Source organism: Bacillus sp. FSL K6-3312, from assembly GCF_038007485.1.
Taxonomy (GTDB): domain Bacteria; phylum Bacillota; class Bacilli; order Bacillales; family Bacillaceae; genus Bacillus; species Bacillus pumilus.
On the sequence record NZ_JBBOXI010000001.1, the window covers coordinates 3,609,193 to 3,630,125 of the forward strand.

The following is a 20,933-nucleotide window of genomic DNA, read 5'->3' on the forward strand; positions in this document are numbered from 1 at the left end:
TTCCGAGCGGGTTTTTTCGTGTTCTTACATCTTTTCCGGAGCCGATACGCCAATTAGTTTTAATGCATTTGCAAGCGTAATTTGTGTTGCTTTCATGAGTGAAAGACGTGCTGTTGTTTTTGTTTCGTTTTCTACATCAATGACCTTCTCGGCATTGTAGAAGCTGTGAAGGGCTGATGCAAGGTCATAAATATAGTTCGTTACACGGTGCGGAATACGCTTTTCAGCTGCTTCTGCTACAACTTCTGGGAAGCTGCCAATGATTTTGAGAAGATCGTACTCTTTTTCCGATTGAATGTGAGAGAAATCTGCTTTTTCAAGGTTTGGCTCGTAGCCTTTTTCTTCCCCTTGACGCAGCATGCTGCAAATTCTCGCATGCGCATATTGTGCATAGTACACAGGGTTGTCGTTAGACGTAGAAATCGCTAAGTCTAGGTCAAAGTCCATATGTGTTGCCGCACTTCTCATCGCGAAGAAATAACGAGTGGCATCTAGACCTACTTCTTCAATCAGATCACGCATGGTGACGGCTTTTCCTGTACGTTTACTCATCTTCATTTTTTCACCGTTTTTGTATAGGTGAACGAGCTGAATGATTTCTACTTCAAGCTTGCCAGCAGGATATCCAAGTGCTTGGATCGCCGCTTTCATTCGAGGGATATAGCCGTGATGGTCCGCTCCCCAAATGTTAATGAGCTGATCAAAGCCTCTGTCTAATTTGTCTTTATGGTATGCGATATCTGGAAGCAAGTAAGTGAAGCTGCCGTCTTTTTTAATGAGCACGCGGTCCTTGTCATCGCCAAAATCAGTTGAACGCAGCCACGTTGCGCCGTCTTCTTCAAAGACATAGCCTTTAGCGCGAAGTGTTTCCAGCGCTGGTTCAATTTTTCCGTTTTCATATAAAGAGGTTTCTGAATACCATACATCAAATGGGACACGGAAATTCTCAAGGTCTACACGTAATTTCTCTAATTCGTATTTTAAGCCGTATTCACGGAAGAACTTCATACGCTCTTCTTCTGGCTCATGCACGAAACGGTCACCAAATTCATCTGCCAGCTTTTGCCCGATGCCTTTGATGTCTTCTCCTCTATAGCCGTCTTCAGGCATCTCTTTTTCAAGACCGAGCGCCTCAAAGTAACGTACCTCTACAGATAAAGCAAGGTTATTGATCTGATTGCCTGCATCGTTGATATAGTATTCACGGCTCACTTCGAACCCTGCTTTATCAAGGATGTTGCAAAGAGAATCACCTACAGCTGCTCCGCGGGCATGTCCAAGGTGAAGGTCACCTGTTGGGTTGGCTGAGACGAATTCAACTTGCACCTTTTGGCCGCCGCCTGTATTCGTTTCACCATATGCCTCTTTTGCTTCAAGGACAGCTGGAATGAGCTTTGTTAAATACTGATTGTTCATATAAAAGTTAATGAACCCTGGACCTGCGATATCCAGTTTTTCAATAGAAGCTTTCCCTTTATCAAACGCTTTGACAATGTCCTCTGCGATTTGGCGAGGTGCTTTTTTTGCAATGCGGGCAAGCTGCATCGCCATGTTGGTGGAGTAATCACCGTGAGTTTTGTCTTTCGGCACTTCTAAAAGGACATCTGGTACCTGGCTTTCATCAGCAAGTCCTGCTTTGACGACTGCCGCAATAATTTCTTCTTTTAACGCATCTTTGACCTGTTCTGCGATATTCATGAACGTAAATCCTCCTTATACGAAATCGATAATGTATGTAAATGCTTTTGATCTTCCCCTGTCAGCATATCGTACGTAATGTGCAGCAGTCCCTTGTTCACATCCAGATCAATGCCATGTGTGTGTACATCAAGCTGTAGTGTACCGAATGGCATCGTGTAATGTGTGACGGTCGTTTCCCCAATGAGAAAGCGCTGCTTCATTTGAATGGCCCCTGATCTCATGACAAAAATTTCTTTTTCACTCATTTTCACAACGGTTTTTACTTGACCCATTTCATGTTCTTCATGGTAAGTGAGATACGTTTTGTCATTCTTTTCTTGATACGTTCCAGTCGTGCGGAATTCGATCGTTTCAGCCGGCTCCGTCTCTGGTTTCATCACTGACTTTACATGAATTGAAATTTGGTTTTGTGTCATTTTGCACTTCCTTTGCTAAGACCCGTTTAACTAAAATAGTATACCATATTCATGATCGCCTATCATACCATCATTTCTCTTCTTCACTGCGATTAAACTTCGTTTTTATCTTACGCCATCCCTTTAGAAAAAAAGAAACAGGAAACTGACTAATACCACCAACACAGCCTTTACGCCCATGTCTTTTCTTTTGATTAAATAAAAAAGAGCTTGTACGCCTGAACTTGCCAAAAATACCTGAAAAAAAATCAAATGGCACGATCTGTGCTCGCTTAAATATCACCTGCATGAATAACGCAATGGCCGTCAAATAGAAAAAGCCTCGATCTTGAAACAGCCCCAACATCTCTTCCTTTGCTTCCTTTTTCGAAGCAAAAACGGGCGGCGCAGCTGCGAGCTCTCGTTTCAGCGTGAGAAAACCCGCCGCTAACACACAAAAAGCGAGAAGCACCATCAATATAGAAAAAAACATGAACTGCCTCCTTTATTTTTTGATCCATGTAAAAAAAGAGCTTGTCCACATGAGATGACAAGCTCCTCTATCAAGGTGTTATTTCACAAATCCAAGCAGCATTTCGCGTAAAAGCTTGCTCGCTGTATTCGCTGTTTGGTCGGAATGATCGTATACAGGTGCTACCTCTACAAGGTCTGCACCGACTACTTGAACCTCAGATCCTGCAATGGCATGAATGGATGCAAGCAGCTCTTTTGATGTAATACCGCCAGCATCCACCGTGCCTGTACCAGGTGCATGAGCTGGATCGAGTACATCAATGTCGATCGTCACATAAACTGGACGCCCCTTCAGCTTTGGCAATACTTGCTTCAACGGCTCCAGCACTTCAAATTTAGAAATGTGCATGCCCGCTTCTTTTGCCCATTCAAATTCTTCCTTCATCCCAGAACGAATCCCAAAAGAGAACACATTCTCAGGTCCAATGAGTCCTGCTACTTTACGAATCGGTGTTGAATGAGACAGAGGCTCACCCTCGTATTCCTCACGAAGATCCGTATGTGCGTCCATATGGATAATCGCCAAATCAGGATATTTCTTATGCATCGCACGGAAAACCGGCCAAGACACAAGATGCTCGCCGCCCATTCCTAATGGAAACTTCCCTTTTTCTAAAATGCTGTCGACATACTCTTCAATTAAGTCCAAGCTTTTCTGAGCATTTCCAAAAGGAAGCGGAATGTCACCGGCATCAAAGAATGGCACCTCATGCAGTTCACGATCTAAATAAGGGCTGTATTCTTCTAATCCAATCGATACTTCACGAATACGGTTTGGGCCAAAACGTGAGCCTGGTCTATAACTGACGGTCCAATCCATCGGCATACCATATAAAATGACTTTTGCATCTTCCCATGTCGGGTTACTTCCAATAAATACCTTTCCTGAATAAGCCTCGTCGAATCTCATGCAAGATTCCTCCTTTTACGCTTCAAAAAATGCGCAAACTGTTATTTGCGCATTTCCTCTTCGCTTGATTTATTTGATTAAGTCGCTCACAAATTTCGGCAGAACGAATGCCGCTTTGTGCAATTCTTTTGTGTAATATTTCGTGTCAATATCAAAGAAACGGCTGTCTTCTACAGCAAGTGGATCATATTTTTTTGAACCGATGGTAAATGTCCAAAGACCACTTGGATACGTTGGAATATTTGCTGTGTAAAGCTTCGTGATTGGGAAAATCTCTTTCACATCACGCTGTACATTTGTAATCAGCTCAGGTGTGAACCAAGGGTTGTCCGTTTGTGCCACGAAAATACCGTCTTCTTTGAGTGCTTTTGAAATTCCTGCGTAAAATCCTTTAGAGAACAGGTTCACAGCTGGCCCAACTGGTTCAGTTGAGTCCACCATGATAACATCGTACTCATTGTCAGCTTCAGCAATGTGCATAAAGCCGTCTCCGACTTTGACATCCACACGAGGATCGTCTAGTTTTCCAGCAATCGAAGGAAGGAATTTCTTCGAGTATTCGATGACTTTGCCATCAATATCAACAAGTGTCGCTTTTTTCACACTTGGATGCTTGAGGATTTCACGAATGACACCGCCGTCTCCTCCGCCTACGACAAGAACATTTTCCGGGTTTGGATGAGTGAAAAGAGGAACATGTGCCACCATTTCATGGTATACAAACTCATCTTTCTCAGATGTCATCACCATACCGTCTAAAAACAGCATATTGCCAAACTCTTCTGTTTCCACCATTTCTAAATGCTGAAAATCTGTTTGTTCTGTGTGAAGGGTTTTGTTCACCTTCAATGTAATACCAAAATTCTTCGTTTGCTTCTCTGTATACCAAAGTTCGCTCATTGTCCATCTTCCTCTCATCCAATAATAAACAAACATCTATTGTTAGCGCCTTTATCGGCTATGACTATATCGATTGTCCAAGAAAAAAGTATAGTGGATTCATATCAAATTGTAAAGAACCGCATGACTTCTCTTCAATTTTAATGCACGCTCTTTCAATCATTTGTTTAAAACGGTTTTCTTTGTTCCATACTGATAAAAAACCGTCAAAATGGGGGCTTTGCATGGACACAATCATGAGTAATAAAAAAATCCGCATGACCGTGAAAACGATTCGAGCCTGTTTTTTTATTGGCTTGCTCGCTTTTCTATTTGCAGGCACTGTCTTTTTGACGATTCTTTTAATAGCCAAATGGCAAGGCGCCCCTTCTGTTCAAGTTCCCCAATCTACGACGATTTATGCAGCCGATGGTTCAAAGCTTGGAGAATCCAGCTTTGGAGAAAAAAGATATTGGGTGCCCTTAAAGGACATGTCCCCTTATATCAGGCAGGCAGCTGTAGCTGTAGAGGATAAAACCTTTTATGAGCATCATGGTTTTGATGTGAAACGGATGGCGGGTGCTGCAGTGGCTGATATTCGTGCCATGGCTAAAGTACAAGGCGCCAGCACGATCACCCAGCAATATGCACGAAATCTGTATTTAGATCATGATAAAACGTGGAAGCGGAAATGGAATGAAGCCTTTTACACGATCCGCTTAGAGCAAAACTATACAAAAGATGAGATTTTAGAAGGATACTTGAACACCATTTATTATGGTCATGGAGCTTATGGCGTGGAAGCAGCGTCCCGTCTGTATTTCGGGAAAGAAGCGAAGAATTTAACCCTCGCCGAATCTGCCTTACTTGCCGGTATCCCAAAGGGCCCTTCTCTCTACTCCCCTTATGTGAATGAAGAGAAAGCCGGCGCAAGAAAGAATATGATTTTGAGGCACATGCAAGAAGACGGCATGATTACGAAAAAGGCAGCCGCTGAAGCCGCGAAAGAAAAACTGTCCTATCGCCCTTTGCAGAAGAAGCAGCTGCAAGCAAAGCAAGCCCCGTATTTTTATGATGATGTAATTCGTGAGTTGAAACAAAGCTTGGGGTTAACTGAGGAGCAGATCGAAACCTATGGCCTTCATATCCAAACGACTTTAAATCCAGAGTTACAGAAAATTGCAGAGAAGACGTTAAAAAGCACAATCTATTCGAAATCAGATATCCAAATCGGTTTTACTGCTATTCATCCCCAAACAGGTCATGTACTCGCCCTCATAGGGGGAAGAGATTATGAGAAAAGTCCATTCAACCGAGTGACACAAGCGAAAAGACAGCCCGGTTCAACAATGAAACCTCTTCTCTATTACATTGCCTTGCAAAATGGGTTTACACCAGCAACCGTCATGCGCAGTGAAGAAACAGTTTTTGAGCTGGATGATCAAGGAAGCGGTGCTGCTTATTCACCAAGCAATTATCACGGCTATTACGCGAATGACGGCATTACAATGCTTCAAGCCCTAGCACTGTCTGATAATATTTATGCCGTGAAAACCCATCTATTTTTAGGAATGGAGCAGCTTGTACGTGCTGGCAAAACATTTGGCATCAACGAAAAACTAGATCAAGTGCCATCACTTGCCCTAGGCACGTCCCCTGTCAAACCAATTGAAATGACCAATGCTTACGCAATGCTTGTCAATGGCGGAAAACGAGTCAAACCCACCTTTATTACAAAAGTAACGGATGCTAAAGGCAACGTGCTTTTTGAAGAAAAACAAAAACGAGAGCAAGTCTTAGATGAAAAGGCAGCCTTTGTCACCACTGACATGATGTCAGGAATGTTCAATGATCAATTAAACGGCTATACAAGTGTCACTGGCCGCACCATTATGAAGGATCTCACGCGAACATACGGAGGAAAATCGGGAACGACAGGAGCGGACAGTTGGATGATCGGCTTCTCTCCCCAGCTCGTCACAGGTGTGTGGACGGGCTATGATAAAGGGCGTACCATTGACTCGGTCGAAGAAACAGCCTATGCAAAAAAAATATGGGCATCCTTTATGGAATCAGCCCTCTCTAAACAGCCAGCGTCCTCCTTCATGCCGCCAGACGGTGTAAAAGGTGTGTATATCAATCCAAAAACCGGCGATCTTGCGGGTCCAGGGTGTGAATCAAAGGTATTCACCTATTTTATAGAAGGAACAGAGCCGACAGGTGTGTGCTACGGTGCTGAGAATAAATCTTCTGAGCAAGATCCGGTTCAAGATCAAAAGCCAAAGAAATGGTGGGAAAAGTGGCTGAAACGTTAAAAAAGGACATGAAAAACCCCGAGATCTGCATCTCGGGATTCTCCATGTCCTAGCTTTAACACCAGTTTACTCAAAAATCAGCTGGAATTGGTAGCAATTCGCCATTCTTCACAAAAATTTCACAATTATTCAGGGACAGCCAATCCTTCTTTTAATTCATCTGTAGATGCTTCCCATAGTGCTTCATTATGACTCTTCAAGAAATCAGCCAGCACCTTTTTCGATACATCATCCATATGACTGACGACGATATTTCGCTTCATTGATTTATCCATGAAATTCACATGCTCTGGAAGCGACTTATACCCGCGGCGGATTGAACGGTCGACGGTCATTTCGCAAGCCGTCACACCCGCATAATAAGGGCCTTCTTCTCTGCGGTCAATGGTCACCCATACGAGCCAATACGGCTTTCCGTTCGGTACCTCTTCTTTTGTTTTCAAGAATTTAATCCCTTTTTCCACGGCACTTCTTGCATGCATCGCACCAATATCAATGACAGCTTCCTTTTCCTCTACGTCAATGATCACCGGCGAAATGTTATCTAGGCTGAGCGCACCCGCTCCAAAGCCTCCGTGTCCGTCGGTTGCATCTGTTTTTTTAATGATGTTAAAACCAATTGGTTTCTTCTTTTTACCTTCCATTCATTAAACCTCCTAAAGCAGCGGCTTCAAAATAAGATTAAACCATTGAATGATTTGATCCCGCATTCCGATCAATGGACCAAAAACAAACTGTCCTAGCGGTGTGATCACGAATATGAGAAAAATAATGATCCCATATTGTTCGAATTGCGTCATTTTCGCCCGGATACGGGGGCTGACAACGTCCTCAATAATACGATACCCATCCAGCGGCGGAAGTGGCAATAAGTTAAATAGGAACAAAATGACGTTCAAGTTAATAAATATCCGGAAGAAATGATCAACTCCCGGCTCAAAGCGCATGAGCGACTCCCCGCCAAATTTCTGAAGAAACACGTACACGAAAAAGCCTAGAAACGCCAACACTAAGTTACTTAAAGGGCCAGCAATCGAGACGCAGATTCCTGCTAAGCGCGGGTTTTTGAAATGGTAACGATTGACCGGTACAGGTCTCGCCCAGCCAAACCCAGCCACAAAGATCAAAATCGTCCCAAATACATCAAGATGCTTCAGTGGATTTAATGTGAGTCTCCCTTGGTTCTTAGCTGTCGGGTCGCCGAAACGATACGCAACATATGCATGTGCCAGCTCGTGCATCGTAAATGCAACAACAAGTGTAATGGCGACATATGGAATGAGTTCTAATGGATACACAAGAAATTGGTTCAAAGGCATGAATCCCTCTTTCTTTCTATACAATGATTTACTTCATTCAGTATACTATAAGAAGTCCCTTAAACTAAAGGGAAGCGTAGCATGAAAGGAAAAAGGAGGTTTTCGCATTGCCGATTGTCACCGTACAAATGCTTGAAGGAAGAACAGACGAGCAGAAACGAGCTCTTGTGGAGAAAGTCACTGATGCTGTTGTTGAAACAACAGGCGCAGGTGCAGAAAAAGTCTCTGTTATTATTGAAGAAATGAAAAAAGAACACTATGCCGTAGCAGGAAAGCGAATGAGCGACCTGTAAGCATAAAAAAAGGACAAGCACATAGGTGTTTGTCCTTTTTTCTCTTATTTTATCTGTACCACGCTTTGTTACGGTTCACTTGATTTTTATGAGCCGCATCAAAGAAATCGACTGTGTAGGAATAATCATAATTCATTAAGCAGACAATGCCGCTGCCTTGAGGGTCATGAGGTAAGCCAAAGTTATGGCCGTATTCATGCGTAGCCGCTTTTGCTGTATTCGCTGTTCCTTGATCAAGGTTGACGGCGAATGCACTTCCGCGCGGTGCACTATTGTATACATAAGCGATTCCGCCCGCATCAAAGTTTGGATTTGCTGTAAATCCAGTGACAAAATCGTATCCTCTGCCATCAAAGCTGCGCGAAAGGTTAGATAAAATTTGCTCTGCATTTGATCCAGAAGATGTCCAAGATCCTACTGCTTGTACGACAAAGTCCACATCATGATCACGGTTAAAGGTGACGTCCGCTTGCTCGATGATGCTGACAATACGCGTCTGCCAGTCACTATATTTCGCACGATACTGCGCATCTGCTACAGCATAGACCGTTACTTTTTGACTGCCTGTACTTGCCTTTGTTGAAATAGAATCTCCTGTATTCGCCTTAAAGGTTCTAGAGCCTACCTGCTTACCAGACTCATCTAATACCTTTGTTGTCACATCTCGTTCAATTGGAGGTGCTTTCGTCAAATCTTTAAAATCGTTTGCCTTTGGCAACCCCTCACCAATATGTGTTTCGAATGGACCATGATCATGCCCATGACCAGTACTCGCGACTGGTGCTGAAGCTGAACTTACTCCCGGTAACAAACTACCTACCAATAAAAATGACAAAAAGACTGAACGCTTTTTCATTCCTATCCCTCCTTTGATTTTCACAAAGTTATATATTCACTGAAAATTCACTTTTTTCCTTCTATTCAGTCAAAAACAGGGAATTAGATACACAGGAAGAAAGTCGAAATACGTCATATTCACTAATTTTCCGGATCCTTCAGCACACATTTCAGCAAAAAATAGCGCTTTTGGTCTGGGTCTTACAAAACAAAAAAAAGCCCTAAATGCTGGGCTTTTGCGAAACTAGTTCAATTCCTTCAACTGATCAATATAAGCAAGAGCATCCTCAAATTCTTCGTCCGTATAGCGCTGCTTGCTTTTAATGGTGAAGACCTTTTCCTTTACCTCATCTTCTGGCAGATCATCAAAGTATAAAATCGTAGAGACGAGCTCTAGGAAACGAGACGACTGCTCGTTCATCTGCTGCGTCAGCACTTTGAGGTCAGGCATGTCCACTTCACACTGATCGAGAAACTCTTTCCCATTGTCCGTCAGCGAATAGCGATATTGATAGTATCCGCCTTTTTTTTCCTTCATTTCGTCCAAGAATCCAAGGTTGCACAGCTCTTCAATTCTGAGCGTCAACTCCTCTGAATAGGGGCCATAAAAGTGAAAATCGTATTTCTCGTAAAAAGGCAAATCTAGCTTTTTTGCTATGTAAATCATCTTTTGCAGCTTCTTCCGTCCAACGATTTCCCCGGATTCAGAGAATACCTTCATCAACTTTGCATGCTCTTTCAACAAATTCCCGACATCTCCTTTTTCAGTACTTCCTTATCCCAATCCAAGCAGCTTCATGATCGCCTTCTTTTCTTCAGCTTTTTCCGACATATCTACAATTAAGTCCATCGGGAAATAAAGTTTATGATCGGTTCTTCGTTTACCGGAAATGGCATCAACAATATCTGACTGTCTCGACAGCTCTTTAATATGACCACTTTGCGTCAAAAGGTGGATCGGCAGTCTCTCTTCTTCCTCCCCTGGTCTGTAGAAGTCGTATGGCAAGTCAGAGGAAGAGTCGACGACTAAATAATAGTCAGGATCAATGCCTGCCTCCTTGAACAAGGCGGTCAGCTTGAAATATTTCGTCATTTCTTCATTCGGATTAAACTCTGTATATTGGAACAATCGGCGGTTCATAAAACGGCGGCACAAATCAGCCAGCACGTGATCTTCTTCATCTTCCCACGCCTGAAAATAAAATAAGACAATGGACTCATCCAGTTTAATATAGTCCTCTGTGGTGACATTCCCCTCGAAAATCGAATAAAAATGAACAGGGGCATGTGTGAAAATATAGCCCGTTTCATGCAGCTCTTTTGCACGGTGGAGAATTTTCGTTAAAATGACTTCCGCACTGCGTGTCACTGGGTGGAAATAGACTTGCCAGTACATTTGATAGCGGCTCATAATATAATCCTCGACCGCATGCATCCCGCTCTGCTTCATCACAATCTGATCTTCTCTCGGACGCATCACGCGCAAAATACGTTCCATATCAAAATGGCCGTAGCTCACGCCTGTATAGTAGGCATCACGCTGCAAATAGTCCATACGGTCGGCATCAATTTGACTTGAGATCAAACTGACCACCTGTTTGTTTTGATACGTCTTGGCAATCACTTCCGCCACATGCTTCGGGAAATCATCACTCACCCGGCGAAGCACTTCATTGACTTCGGTTTGCCCTAAAATAATATCTCTTGTAAACGATTCATGATCTAAGTGGAAGACCTTTTCAAAGGAATGAGAAAATGGTCCATGTCCGAGGTCATGAAGCAAGGCCGCACTCAGGACAAGCTCGCGTTCTCCCTCATCCCATTCCGGCCGTCCTTTGAATACATCATCCACAATCCGTCTCACAATCTCATATACACCGAGTGAATGATTGAAACGGCTGTGTTCTGCACCATGAAACGTCAAATAAGTGGTTCCTAGCTGTTTAATTCGGCGCAGGCGCTGAAATTCTCTTGTTCCTATTAAATCCCATATTAATGCGTCCCGTACGTGAACATAACGGTGCACAGGATCTTTAAATACCTTTTCCTCAGATAATTTCCCTTTTGGATACGCCATCGTTTCGTCCCTCTTTTTTTAAGACGTGTTTCTATTATATCGGGTAACTTTTCCCGAAAACATCCTTGATTGCTCGTGAATGTGTTCTCAACCATTGCACGGACGTAAAAAGCCCGACCTGACAGGGGCGGACCTCTTTTTAGGTCGACTGAACACATTCAGTGACATTTATTTGACTTTTTTTTGAACCTTTTCGAGTAACTCATCTTCTGTTGGTGCGGATAATGGGCGATTGTTCACAAACGCAAAAGCCTTTTTTCGTCCTGGACCACAATAGGATTGACAGCCAATTTCAATTTTTGCATCAGGGTCAACCGATTTGAGTCGAGGCAGCAACGTCTTTAGGTTCGTCGCATCGCAATCGTCACATACGCGAAACTCATTAGCCATGGTCTTACGCTTCCTTTCAATGATGAACTTCATTTTATATGAAACAGTTGGACAACCAAGAGTCTTAATATACCACCCAACATTGTACATCGAAGCGGCTGGACTTGCAAGACGCTTTGTAAACGCCGAAGCATGCTCACATAAAAGCTAGTATTTTCCACTATCCTTTTAGCAAACTTGTATAAACTTTCTTGAACTTGGCTAATCTAATACCATCAAATCATATGGGGGTTTAAACATGTCAAAACAAAGACAAGATGCTTGGTCAGAGGAAGATGATCTTCTTTTGGCAGAAACCGTCTTACGTCACGTCAGAGAAGGCAGCACACAGCTGAATGCGTTTGAAGAAGTAGGAGACAAGCTGAACCGTACCTCAGCGGCATGCGGTTTTAGATGGAATGCTGTTGTGAGGCATCAATATGAAAAAGCGTTAGCACTTGCCAAAAAACAAAGAAAACAGCGGATGCGCGCACTTGGCAATGGTCAGCCTGCAAAGAAACGATTACTCTATCAGCCGCAAGTAGAAGAAACAGTCACGCAAGAGGAATTCTCACAGGAGCTGGAACCAGCGCAGGAGGAAACGTTTGCACCAGCATCTGAAACAGCCGAGCAGCTCCAGTTTGTAGACCAAAGCTACAATGAAGAGTTAGCTAGTTTATCACATTTATTGTCACAGGCTTCTCATGTCGTAGAGAAAAAGCCAGAAGCCAATCCCTTTAGGCAGCAACAGGATTTAACCATCGAAGATGTCATTGATTTCTTGCGCCGCTATGAAGGCGATGGACAGCAATCGTCTGCCTTACGCATGGAAAACAGCCGGTTAAAACGAGAAAACAACGAACTTTCACATAAAGTCACACAGCTAGAAACAGAAGTGAAAAAGCTTGAAAAGGATCAACTCACCATTCAAGAAGATTATGAAACACTCGTCAAAATCATGAACCGTGCAAGAAAACTAGTTTTGTTTGAAGAGGACGACACTGCCGCTCCAACCTTTAAAATGGACCGGAACGGCAACCTCGAAAAAATGGCAGAATAACAAAAAGTGCTCCCCATCTGCGGGAAGCACTTTTTTAAATGCCCAAAAATAGCATCACACTAAATAGGACATTAATCAAAAAGACGAACATAAAAATATACCTGACTTGTCTCACCTGAAAATCACCAAATATAAACATATAAAGACCTGCGATGCCAAGTGTCAGTACAGGCTGAAGAAACGGCACCAAAAGCGAAATGCCGTAGCCGGCTCCCATGATAACAGGAAGCCATAGTAAATAGAGGTAACCGCCGTTTTTGGATTTCACCAGAACCCTTCCTTTCTTTTTACGAAAACACCTTTTCATTCCGCTCAATCATCCGCGTCATGTTTTTTTCAAATTCAAGCTGTTCTTCTGCGTTTAGTCCTGACGCTGTCAGCTGATCACTGAGCGTTTGAAGCTCTTCTAGTAAAAGACGCATAAGAAGCGCACAATCAATTGGTTCTCCAGTTAATTCTGATAAAGACGCCATCGTATCTGGCTGTATATCAGGAAATACTGCCTTCACTTCTTGCCGTTTATCCTTTAAGGCGGCATCATAAAAACGGCGGATTAAGTCGGCACGTTCCCGCCCGCTTCCATCTGCACACAAATAAATTTGCACAGCAACTCCACCGCGTAATCTACGTTGAGAAATGCCTGCAAATTTCTTTCCATTGATGCTTAGATCATAGCTGCCAGGACAATAAGAGCCGACAATCTCATAAGCTTCAATGTCCACCTCATACTTAGACAGCATCCGGCGTACCAATTCCACCATCGCATCATACCCGCGGTCAATATCAATGCCCTTCTTTTGTTCCGCAAAAATTAACGATACATTCAAGACACCTTCATCCAGCACCACAGCAAGTCCGCCTGAATTGCGTACAATGACGCGATAGCCCTCTTCCTCAAGCAACTTCACGCCATCTTGCAGAAATGGAAGTCTTGTATCCTGAATCCCAAGCACAATTGTATTGTGATGCACCCAAGAACGGGCTGTTGCTGGTGAGAGCCCCTTCCCGACCGACGCACAAAGCGTATCATCCATCGCAAAGGATTGCTTCGGGTCTACATAGAGACCGAGGCTTGACTGATCTATGATTCGCCATTTCGGCTGTGTCAGTAACTCAATAGGTTCATTTTTCATGTCCTGCATATCCTCTCGTTCATAAACTGTGTTTATTATAACATGGAAGGAACATGGGATGAATGGAGGGAAAATGAGGGACATGGCATTTGTTCATTTCAAAAAAGCTCTATGACATTGGGCGTCACAGAGCGTTTCAGTTGGATGATTTGGATTTCTTGTTCTTGGTTTTCATGATGAAATAAACAGTGGCGAACAAAATGAAAGGTACCCCAACCATGAGGCCGGCAGCGATCAATGTGTTCCAAGGCAAATCGATCATCTCCTTTATGGATCATGTTTCTATGATACAGCCATCACTTACCCATTTCATCAAGTTTTCGGTCATCATCTCCGCATGCTGAGGGTCCATTATACCAGCGTCCACAATCCATACCTTTTTCTCATCCTCAGCCAAACGCATGAGAAATACTTGTCCGCCGCCATCGTCGCCAATCGCCACAAAGCCGTATGCATAATGATGGACTTCCCACGTTGCATTGCGTTCCACTATATCCCCCGTCCCGTATAGTAGGACATCGCCTCCAATGGAACATCCATTCGTCTGTTTGAGTAAGGTCTTATAAGCATCAGGCAGCACCATGTTTAATTGGGATTCTGCCTCTTTGATGTGTTTGTCACTTGCTGGTTCAGGATTGTTGGGATTTTGAGAGAAGTTGATCATTTTGGAAAGCCTCCTACTAAAGGGTTGAACTAGCTTTTAAACAGCTAATTTTGTCATGATCCTTTTATACATCCACAGCAGCACCTTTAATAGAAAATGATGAGATCAATTTTCAATACTTTCTAACCATCTATTAAAATTAATGTTCCAATTAAAGAACCGCACCTCATGATTAGTCTTACGACTTTAATGAGTAAACGAGTTCGTTCATGTTTTTATACAATCTGCCATGTAGATAAATCTAAAAAACATTTAAATATCAATTAAATTAACTCAACACCCACTTGATTGTAAAATTTAACTTTTAGAGTTTCTTCCTCATTCACATACACAATCAGAGTCCGGTCATTTCTTTTTATGCTGGTTACGTGAGAGAACTCACCTGAAAAAACTACAAAATCATTAAATGTAATACTTATACTAATTGTTTGTTTATATACATCAAGGGATAAAATTAATTTGAAATTCAGATCGTCTTCATAAGAATAAATGTACTCTCCATCATCTAAATTGCCCGTAATACTAACTGGCTCACTTTGAAAAAGTTCTAATAAATCATATTCATCATATTTTATAAACATTTCCATTCACCCTTTTACTCATTATTTAGGGATAACTGTAATAACATCACCAAATTCATTTATAACAACTCTTACATCCTGTGTATCGTGAACAAAAGTTCCTTTTCTATGGCCAGGTATCTTATTGGTATTCTTTATAGCATCCTCAATAACAGAAGGCGGAATATCTCTTGGATCTACATATTTTTTTATAAAATCATTGAAGTCCTTTGTTTGCGGCTGATAACCTAATTCATCAGCTTTTTTTAATGCTCTTCTTGTTAAGGTTGCCCTTACTTCAGGAATATTTGGTGCCATTCTTTCTAGAGCATGCTGAGAATATTTTCTTTGATTTATTATTCCTCCGCCCTTTGACAAACTCCAACCAACTTGACCTGTAACGCTAGTCGGCTTCTCAACCTTCTTGACCACTTTCTCCCCTTGATCAATTTTAAAAACATATTTCCCGCCCTTAATGATTTTCATAAATGGAATAATAGAAGCTGCGGACAGAGCTTGTTCTGTTCTGCTGATGTTTTGGCTGGTTTCGGGGTCTTTGCCGGTTACGGCTCGATAACCGTCGTAGATTCCGCTGTATTCTAGGATGATGTTTTCGGTTGTTGAGACAACTTCACCGTCTAATATGCGCTTCGCGTTGCCTCGGCTCCGGCTTTCTGGGATTTTGTCTACTTCTTCTATTCTTACTTCACCGTTTGCGATATACGTTCGGATGATTTGTTTATTGGCGTAAACGGTGTATCGGCCGCCAATAAAATCAATATCGGATGAGTCGGTGACAACTTCATCTGCGATATCGAATTCTTTTAATTTTTTAATGCCTTTGACGTTGTATAGTTTACCATTTATGACCCTGATGTCTCTATGAATCTTGTTTTTCCCGTTCACGGCTTCCCTTTGCAATGTCGTAAAGGATGGGTCGTTGACTGTGACTTGTTTGTTGATGTATTTATGTGTGTCATCCAGAACAACCGTCTCCACATCCGTCCGTTCTTTCTCTCTCAGTTTCTTCAGCATGATCATCATCGGATTATTGTCTTTCAGATTGTCTATTTTGTCATTCAATCCACCGACGTTGCTGCTTATTTTTTCTTCTTTTCCATCTTTGAAAATAGACCCTTTTTGATAGGTGGTGATGTCGATTTTTGGGCCGGTGAACATGGTGCTTAACGTGTTGATGAATTGCTTCATTGTTTGAAGGGAGCTTTTTGTTTCTTGCAAAGCGCTTGTCTGCTCTCGGTCAAATGCATGAAGCAGACCAATGGTTCTTGAGGTCTCGAGCCAGGCTTTTTGATAGCTCTGCTGAAAAGCTGATTCGTCTACATTTGGCAAATGAACAATATGACCAATTCTGCCGATGGCATGGTTTACATCCGTTACAATCTCAGATATCGTGCGCTCGGCTTTTTTTAATCCTTGATCTAGTTCGTGTTCAATAAATGATTGTGAGATCAAGCCGTGCTGATTTGGTTCAAGAGCATGAAGCGCCTGTTTTGTGCTTTTCAGCGCAGTGCTGTATTCCTCAATGACGACCTGAAAGAATTGCAGGAAGGGAATATGACATTCTGTATAAAAGGAGCGGATGGCTTGTCCCGCCTCTCCCTTTAGTGCGCCATCAAGTGAGATGATCTGATGGATTTGTTTTTCTATGGAGCTGATTTGTTGTGATTGCTGCTTTAATGTATTCAGCGTTTGGTCAATTCCGTTTATTAGCGCAAAAGCGTCAAGGGTTTTCATTGCGTTCTCCTTTATTTTCTTTTACTGCTGGAGGCAAGCGCCTTGTCCGTTTCGATCATGGTGTTCACCGCTTGTTCTGTTTGTACAAGCTGTTTCTGAAGAATGCCTATGTAGGATGTACTTAATTCGTTCAACTGTTGATTGATTTTTTCTAATGTGTCTGCTTCTATGAGCTGGTTTCTCCCTTTGATGGATGTTGGAAGTTTTGCATTCATTTGAGCGCCTGATTGTTTTGCATGTTGTAAAACTCGTTTGATTTCACTGGCATCTATTTTGATTTCTCTACTCATGTGAATTCCCTCTTTTTTCTTCCAATTGTTTCTGCTTTTCTTTCTCTATTTTTCTTTCAACAGAATGGATCTCATGTTCTAACGTATGAATCTCTGATTTTAAGTCACTGATTTTCTCATCAATTCGATTCACTAGATTAATCAGCTGTACACCTTTTATCTCTTGACTGGCGGATGCCATCTCGTCTCGAATGTCATCAAACGTATCTGCAAGATGGCCAAACCATGTATGTGATGTCAGATATGGATAAGTCATTTTCTTGTTAGCATCTGCCAGAGTAGACTTTGCTTCTTTTATTTCTTTTCGACACATGCTCAATTCTATGATTTGTTCTTTTTTTATGGATATGTCTGCCTTTAACGAATACAAGGCTGTTGTATAACCGATGATAGCTCCAGACATCGTCAAACACCTCTATTCCTCAAATAGTCCTCCGTTATGTTACCATTTCCTAGCACAAGAGGCATATGATTGAAAACGAATTCAACGAAAAATGAATCGTAGGTATTGGGTTTTTATACCTAATTCACACGCGCAAAAAAGCTGAATCCACCAACTGAATCCAGCTTTTGACGCTTATTTGACCGAATCACCAGCTGATGCTGATGGTTGATCGCTAAATGACGTGTTTTGCTTTTCAGGAATATAATGAAGAGAGAAACCGACAAGACTAAAAAAAGCGCTTAACACCAGTGTTGGATTTTTGAATAGGTTCGTACTTGCTATGATCAAATCTCCATTTTGCAAGAGAATCCCTAGTATTTGACCGAATACCAACAGGGTACCTGACGTTAAGAAAAGGACAAGCAGCACTTTAAATAAACATTCCATCAATGCTCTCATATGTTTCTCCTTTCTATACTGGAAGTATGCCCATTCCGATGAGCCAGCCAATTCCTACAATCGGCAGCATATAGTAAAGAATGAGTGGTATAAATGTTTTCTCCGGCCGGGCTCCTGCAAGACCAGAAGCGATAAAAATTGATCCTGATGCCGGCGGGGAAGCGCCTTCTGTTGATGAAAAGGCAAGAATGGCGACAACAGCGACAACTGGATCTACTCCGACTGAGATTAAAGCTGAAAATGAGACAAGTCCAACAGCTGTTAATGTGGCAGTTGAAGATAATGGTCCAGCTACCAGCGTGACAAGAACACCAACAATGAGCACCATGAGCCACTTCGGAATGGCAAGTACTGATGTGATTTGCGTCAAATCTTCTGCGAGTCCTAATTCAGCAAGCACCTGACTAGCAGCAACAGCAAACAGCATCAATGCTCCAATCGTTGTAAACTTAGGAATGGCCGACTTGAAAAACTTAGACCAATCTAAAGCAGACGCCTTTTTTCTTCCAATTGTTAAACTAATCAGCATCATGAGAATTGGAATCCACGTAATTAAAGAAATTTGATCCATTGCCTCTGGTCCAATGTTTGGATTACTTTTTAAATAATTTGCAAGTGGACCAATCGTCATGATAATCGGGATCAATGCACCGAAAAAAATAAAGATCGACTTCCACCCTTTTTTCACAGCTTCTCTAAAAGGGACAATATCATCTGGCGGCATCGCTTGAATTTTATTTTTTCTCACCAGAATATACACAAGAATAAACCGGTATACGACTTGATACAGTCCTCCTATTAAAAGAGCAATATATAAATCACCTTCAGATACAAGGGCTGCAACTGGTGCAAAGCCCAGCATGATAAACATGGAAGAGTTCGGAGGCAGTGCCGCTCCAAGTCCGCCATTCCCGGCTAGAATCGTGGCCGTATGGGTTCGGCTCCAGCCTGATTTAATCATCCAAGAGGCCGTGATAGAGCCAGTGGCAGCTGTGTTTGCAGAATTTGAACCTGAAAGAGCACCTAACACTGCTGAACCTAACGTACTCATATAAGCAACTCCCCCAGGAAGCTTGCCGACAACCGAATTCAGGATGCGCAAGAGTGCGTGAATTAATTCCAGCTTTTCGATTAAATAGGCCATGAATACAAACGCAACGGCTGCATAAAGCACCTCATATGTGGATGCAAATATTAAACCATCCCAGAAAAGTCTTAATGCATCCATTCCGCCAAACAAAGTGGTTGCAATAAAGCCTAATAGCATGGCTTCTCCCATATTTCGTTTCACGATGACATTCCATATAATGATGACGGCTATGAATACAATCAATGCAATAAAACCCATGTCGTTTCTTCGCCTCCCCTTATTTTGATAAAGCGCTTACAAAAATCGCCCTTGCTGCATCACGTCAATGACTTCTTCCCAGCTGGCTGGTTTTTCCCCATTAAACCGTTCAACGAATTGAAAATCTGCTAATCTCTCTAGCTTCTGTTGTGCTGCCCGGGACATGCTCGCATCAATATGAGCTGAATCCAGCATTTCAATAGAGCCAAGTAGTTCGACCGCTCGTCTTTTTGCATGTAATGCACTTCCTGTCACAAGACGATTCATCGTCTCTTCAAAACTTTTGCTGTCCAGCGTTTCGCTTAGTGAAGAAATCACTTGATCTTCGACATTATATTTTTTGGAAATTTCCAAAAGTTCAATGAGTAAACCGACAATCCCTTTCATATAAATGCTTCTTATTAGCTTTAAGGCTGAGGCATCTCCTGGCTGATCACTGATTTTTGTAATATTCATACCGTATTCTTTCGTTAATTCAATGAATCGATCTGTTCCACTGCCGCTAGCAGTGATTGGAACCTTGTGTTTGTTAACTGGAAGAGATCCTAGCATGGCAACATCTACAAATAGAGCTTCTTGCTTTTCAATTTCGTTTGCCACTTGTTTTTTGATATCTGGAGTTGATGCCGACACATCCACATATACTTGATTTTTTTTCAAACTATCTAATACGGATTGAGCCACTTCTAAGGTTTTATTCGCTGGCACAGCCGCAATAACAATATCAGATTTTCCAATGACTTCACTCACATTACTTGTTAATTCGACGCCTGTGCGGGCTGCTTTTTCTTTCATTGTTCCAGCATGTTTCTCATTCTGTAATAGTACATCATACGCATAAAAATGATCTAATCCTTCTGTTTTCAATCCCGTTGACAGCTCATATGCAGCTTCTCCATAACCGATAAAGCCTATCTTCATCACAATTCCCCTATCCCTGGAATTTTTTCATTCTGCCCTCTAGCCATGCAGGCGCTAAGAGACTGATATCCTGCTTTCCTTCGCTCATATAATGTTGAATGGTTTTTAATCTTTGGTTTTCATACGCTAGTTTCTCTTCAGCTAGTGACAGCATCTCTTCTGCTTTCTCTTTCGGGACAATCACTACTCCATCATCATCTGCAACGACCAAGTCACCTGGTGATACTTTGACCCCTCCACACGAGATGATTTCATTCAATTCACCAGGACCATCCTTAAAAGGTCCATTCGGCGTGAACCCCTTGCTATAGATTGGAAAAGCTAATTCCTCTAAAGCGACTTTATCGCGGACAAGACCGTCGATCACGATTCCTTCTATTCCAACAGCTTTTGCTGAACTAGCCATCAATTCTCCTAAATATGCGTGACCCCTATGATCTTTCCCATCAACAATGAGTACATCGCCTACTTGTGCAGAATAAATCGCTTGGTGAAGAAACAGATTATCTCCTGGCCGTAAGCTCACGGTAAAAGCTGTGCCGACTACATTCATGCCTCTCGCAACTGGTTTGATTTGATGATCCATCGCGCCGGTGCATCCCATCACGTCTGACAGCAAGGTCGAGTTAAGCTTTCTTGCCCTAGCTATAAGATCATTTGACACGAAATGAACAGTACTCATTGTTTCCATCATCCCCTTTGAGTTATATTCATTACATTTAATTCATT

The 20,933-nt window shown here is 42.3% G+C and carries 25 protein-coding genes; 3 read left to right on the top strand and 22 right to left on the bottom strand.

Annotation, left to right across the window (positions count from 1 at the left end; all coding sequences use genetic code 11):
* Nucleotides 1-24 precede the first annotated feature (24 nt).
* From argS to speE, 5 genes are all read right to left on the bottom strand, one after another.
* Complete coding sequence (gene argS, locus MHI11_RS18940) at nt 25-1,698, bottom strand: arginine--tRNA ligase (protein ID WP_044140185.1); 1,674 nt, start codon at nt 1,696-1,698, stop codon at nt 25-27.
* Nucleotides 1,695-2,117 (bottom strand): DUF1934 domain-containing protein, encoded by a 423-nt coding sequence (locus MHI11_RS18945; protein WP_044140186.1) that lies wholly within the window; start codon nt 2,115-2,117, stop codon nt 1,695-1,697. The genes argS and MHI11_RS18945 overlap by 4 nt, the downstream gene beginning before the upstream one ends.
* Nucleotides 2,118-2,187: 70 nt before the next feature.
* Nucleotides 2,188-2,589 (bottom strand): hypothetical protein, encoded by a 402-nt coding sequence (locus MHI11_RS18950; protein WP_283924013.1) that lies wholly within the window; start codon nt 2,587-2,589, stop codon nt 2,188-2,190.
* 78 nt (nt 2,590-2,667) lie between these two features.
* Nucleotides 2,668-3,540 (bottom strand): agmatinase, encoded by an 873-nt coding sequence (gene speB, locus MHI11_RS18955; RefSeq protein WP_283924014.1) that lies wholly within the window; start codon nt 3,538-3,540, stop codon nt 2,668-2,670.
* A gap of 69 nt (nt 3,541-3,609) precedes the next feature.
* Nucleotides 3,610-4,440 carry a spermidine synthase gene (gene speE, locus MHI11_RS18960; protein WP_003214614.1) on the bottom strand — a complete coding sequence of 277 codons (831 nt, stop codon included), beginning with the start codon at nt 4,438-4,440 and terminating at the stop codon, nt 3,610-3,612.
* Between the two features lie 224 nt (nt 4,441-4,664).
* Between speE and MHI11_RS18965 the strand changes: the two genes are divergently transcribed.
* A complete protein-coding gene (locus tag MHI11_RS18965; protein WP_340962041.1) occupies nt 4,665-6,734 on the top strand; it encodes a transglycosylase domain-containing protein in 2,070 nt (689 codons plus the stop codon).
* Nucleotides 6,735-6,859: 125 nt separating this feature from the next.
* On the opposite strand, the gene MHI11_RS18970 is transcribed toward MHI11_RS18965, so the two are convergent.
* Nucleotides 6,860-7,378: a YwhD family protein gene (locus MHI11_RS18970; RefSeq protein WP_065097836.1), complete on the bottom strand. Its 519-nt coding sequence runs from the start codon at nt 7,376-7,378 to the stop codon at nt 6,860-6,862.
* Between the two features lie 12 nt (nt 7,379-7,390).
* On the bottom strand, nt 7,391-8,047 hold the full coding sequence (locus MHI11_RS18975; RefSeq protein WP_373861322.1) for a site-2 protease family protein: 657 nt from the start codon (nt 8,045-8,047) through the stop codon (nt 7,391-7,393).
* 113 nt (nt 8,048-8,160) lie between these two features.
* Between MHI11_RS18975 and MHI11_RS18980 the strand changes: the two genes are divergently transcribed.
* Nucleotides 8,161-8,346, top strand: coding sequence for a 2-hydroxymuconate tautomerase (locus MHI11_RS18980; protein ID WP_003214939.1), 186 nt, complete (start codon nt 8,161-8,163; stop codon nt 8,344-8,346).
* A gap of 49 nt (nt 8,347-8,395) precedes the next feature.
* Here the strand turns inward: MHI11_RS18980 and MHI11_RS18985 are convergent, their stop codons facing one another.
* From MHI11_RS18985 to MHI11_RS19000, 4 genes are all read right to left on the bottom strand, one after another.
* Nucleotides 8,396-9,202 carry a zinc-dependent metalloprotease gene (locus tag MHI11_RS18985; RefSeq protein ID WP_044140192.1) on the bottom strand — a complete coding sequence of 269 codons (807 nt, stop codon included), beginning with the start codon at nt 9,200-9,202 and terminating at the stop codon, nt 8,396-8,398.
* A gap of 225 nt (nt 9,203-9,427) precedes the next feature.
* Nucleotides 9,428-9,928, bottom strand: a complete 501-nt coding sequence (locus MHI11_RS18990) for a YwgA family protein (RefSeq protein ID WP_012011603.1) — start codon at nt 9,926-9,928, stop codon at nt 9,428-9,430.
* 30 nt (nt 9,929-9,958) lie between these two features.
* Nucleotides 9,959-11,260, bottom strand: coding sequence for an HD domain-containing protein (locus tag MHI11_RS18995; protein WP_007497716.1), 1,302 nt, complete (start codon nt 11,258-11,260; stop codon nt 9,959-9,961).
* A 168-nt stretch (nt 11,261-11,428) separates the two neighbouring features.
* Entirely contained in the window at nt 11,429-11,650 is a 222-nt protein-coding gene (locus MHI11_RS19000; RefSeq protein ID WP_003215259.1) for a DUF1450 domain-containing protein, read from the bottom strand.
* 238 nt (nt 11,651-11,888) lie between these two features.
* Between MHI11_RS19000 and MHI11_RS19005 the strand changes: the two genes are divergently transcribed.
* The gene (locus MHI11_RS19005; RefSeq protein WP_282059542.1) at nt 11,889-12,689 is read left to right on the top strand and encodes an RsfA family transcriptional regulator; all 801 of its coding nucleotides are present in this window, start codon (nt 11,889-11,891) and stop codon (nt 12,687-12,689) included.
* A 34-nt stretch (nt 12,690-12,723) separates the two neighbouring features.
* Here the strand turns inward: MHI11_RS19005 and MHI11_RS19010 are convergent, their stop codons facing one another.
* From MHI11_RS19010 to MHI11_RS19060, 11 genes are all read right to left on the bottom strand, one after another.
* Nucleotides 12,724-12,957 carry a DUF5970 family protein gene (locus MHI11_RS19010; RefSeq protein ID WP_340962050.1) on the bottom strand — a complete coding sequence of 78 codons (234 nt, stop codon included), beginning with the start codon at nt 12,955-12,957 and terminating at the stop codon, nt 12,724-12,726.
* A 19-nt stretch (nt 12,958-12,976) separates the two neighbouring features.
* Nucleotides 12,977-13,822, bottom strand: coding sequence for a lipoate--protein ligase family protein (locus MHI11_RS19015; protein WP_111911782.1), 846 nt, complete (start codon nt 13,820-13,822; stop codon nt 12,977-12,979).
* A 274-nt stretch (nt 13,823-14,096) separates the two neighbouring features.
* On the bottom strand, nt 14,097-14,486 hold the full coding sequence (locus MHI11_RS19020) for an SMI1/KNR4 family protein (protein WP_044140198.1): 390 nt from the start codon (nt 14,484-14,486) through the stop codon (nt 14,097-14,099).
* Nucleotides 14,487-14,749: 263 nt separating this feature from the next.
* Entirely contained in the window at nt 14,750-15,067 is a 318-nt protein-coding gene (locus MHI11_RS19025; RefSeq protein ID WP_044140199.1) for a hypothetical protein, read from the bottom strand.
* A gap of 21 nt (nt 15,068-15,088) precedes the next feature.
* A complete protein-coding gene (locus MHI11_RS19030) occupies nt 15,089-16,801 on the bottom strand; it encodes a T7SS effector LXG polymorphic toxin (protein ID WP_044140200.1) in 1,713 nt (570 codons plus the stop codon).
* A gap of 11 nt (nt 16,802-16,812) precedes the next feature.
* Nucleotides 16,813-17,091 (bottom strand): YwqI/YxiC family protein, encoded by a 279-nt coding sequence (locus MHI11_RS19035; protein ID WP_340962058.1) that lies wholly within the window; start codon nt 17,089-17,091, stop codon nt 16,813-16,815.
* Nucleotides 17,084-17,494, bottom strand: a complete 411-nt coding sequence (locus MHI11_RS19040; protein WP_340962060.1) for a YwqH-like family protein — start codon at nt 17,492-17,494, stop codon at nt 17,084-17,086. Before MHI11_RS19040 ends, MHI11_RS19035 begins: the two co-directional genes overlap by 8 nt.
* Before the next feature lie 174 nt (nt 17,495-17,668).
* Entirely contained in the window at nt 17,669-17,935 is a 267-nt protein-coding gene (locus MHI11_RS19045; RefSeq protein WP_044140203.1) for a hypothetical protein, read from the bottom strand.
* 13 nt (nt 17,936-17,948) lie between these two features.
* Nucleotides 17,949-19,283, bottom strand: coding sequence for a TRAP transporter large permease subunit (locus MHI11_RS19050; RefSeq protein ID WP_340962064.1), 1,335 nt, complete (start codon nt 19,281-19,283; stop codon nt 17,949-17,951).
* A 36-nt stretch (nt 19,284-19,319) separates the two neighbouring features.
* Nucleotides 19,320-20,204, bottom strand: coding sequence for a prephenate dehydrogenase/arogenate dehydrogenase family protein (locus MHI11_RS19055; RefSeq protein WP_065097820.1), 885 nt, complete (start codon nt 20,202-20,204; stop codon nt 19,320-19,322).
* A 10-nt stretch (nt 20,205-20,214) separates the two neighbouring features.
* Nucleotides 20,215-20,886: an RraA family protein gene (locus tag MHI11_RS19060; RefSeq protein ID WP_106066991.1), complete on the bottom strand. Its 672-nt coding sequence runs from the start codon at nt 20,884-20,886 to the stop codon at nt 20,215-20,217.
* Nucleotides 20,887-20,933: the final 47 nt, after the last annotated feature.

What these genes read in the sequence shown, in the direction of transcription:
- argS (WP_044140185.1), bottom strand. Translation starts at nt 1,698, where the DNA reads ATGAATATCGCAGAACAGGTCAAAGATGCGTTAAAAGAAGAAATTATT.
- MHI11_RS18945 (WP_044140186.1), bottom strand. Translation starts at nt 2,117, where the DNA reads ATGACACAAAACCAAATTTCAATTCATGTAAAGTCAGTGATGAAACCA.
- MHI11_RS18950 (WP_283924013.1), bottom strand. Translation starts at nt 2,589, where the DNA reads ATGTTTTTTTCTATATTGATGGTGCTTCTCGCTTTTTGTGTGTTAGCG.
- speB (WP_283924014.1), bottom strand. Translation starts at nt 3,540, where the DNA reads ATGAGATTCGACGAGGCTTATTCAGGAAAGGTATTTATTGGAAGTAAC.
- speE (WP_003214614.1), bottom strand. Translation starts at nt 4,440, where the DNA reads ATGAGCGAACTTTGGTATACAGAGAAGCAAACGAAGAATTTTGGTATT.
- MHI11_RS18965 (WP_340962041.1), top strand. Translation starts at nt 4,665, where the DNA reads ATGGACACAATCATGAGTAATAAAAAAATCCGCATGACCGTGAAAACG.
- MHI11_RS18970 (WP_065097836.1), bottom strand. Translation starts at nt 7,378, where the DNA reads ATGGAAGGTAAAAAGAAGAAACCAATTGGTTTTAACATCATTAAAAAA.
- MHI11_RS18985 (WP_044140192.1), bottom strand. Translation starts at nt 9,202, where the DNA reads ATGAAAAAGCGTTCAGTCTTTTTGTCATTTTTATTGGTAGGTAGTTTG.
- MHI11_RS18995 (WP_007497716.1), bottom strand. Translation starts at nt 11,260, where the DNA reads ATGGCGTATCCAAAAGGGAAATTATCTGAGGAAAAGGTATTTAAAGAT.
- MHI11_RS19000 (WP_003215259.1), bottom strand. Translation starts at nt 11,650, where the DNA reads ATGGCTAATGAGTTTCGCGTATGTGACGATTGCGATGCGACGAACCTA.
- MHI11_RS19005 (WP_282059542.1), top strand. Translation starts at nt 11,889, where the DNA reads ATGTCAAAACAAAGACAAGATGCTTGGTCAGAGGAAGATGATCTTCTT.
- MHI11_RS19015 (WP_111911782.1), bottom strand. Translation starts at nt 13,822, where the DNA reads ATGAAAAATGAACCTATTGAGTTACTGACACAGCCGAAATGGCGAATC.
- MHI11_RS19020 (WP_044140198.1), bottom strand. Translation starts at nt 14,486, where the DNA reads ATGATCAACTTCTCTCAAAATCCCAACAATCCTGAACCAGCAAGTGAC.
- MHI11_RS19025 (WP_044140199.1), bottom strand. Translation starts at nt 15,067, where the DNA reads ATGTTTATAAAATATGATGAATATGATTTATTAGAACTTTTTCAAAGT.
- MHI11_RS19030 (WP_044140200.1), bottom strand. Translation starts at nt 16,801, where the DNA reads ATGAAAACCCTTGACGCTTTTGCGCTAATAAACGGAATTGACCAAACG.
- MHI11_RS19035 (WP_340962058.1), bottom strand. Translation starts at nt 17,091, where the DNA reads ATGAGTAGAGAAATCAAAATAGATGCCAGTGAAATCAAACGAGTTTTA.
- MHI11_RS19040 (WP_340962060.1), bottom strand. Translation starts at nt 17,494, where the DNA reads ATGTCTGGAGCTATCATCGGTTATACAACAGCCTTGTATTCGTTAAAG.
- MHI11_RS19045 (WP_044140203.1), bottom strand. Translation starts at nt 17,935, where the DNA reads ATGAGAGCATTGATGGAATGTTTATTTAAAGTGCTGCTTGTCCTTTTC.
- MHI11_RS19050 (WP_340962064.1), bottom strand. Translation starts at nt 19,283, where the DNA reads ATGGGTTTTATTGCATTGATTGTATTCATAGCCGTCATCATTATATGG.
- MHI11_RS19055 (WP_065097820.1), bottom strand. Translation starts at nt 20,204, where the DNA reads ATGAAGATAGGCTTTATCGGTTATGGAGAAGCTGCATATGAGCTGTCA.
- MHI11_RS19060 (WP_106066991.1), bottom strand. Translation starts at nt 20,886, where the DNA reads ATGAGTACTGTTCATTTCGTGTCAAATGATCTTATAGCTAGGGCAAGA.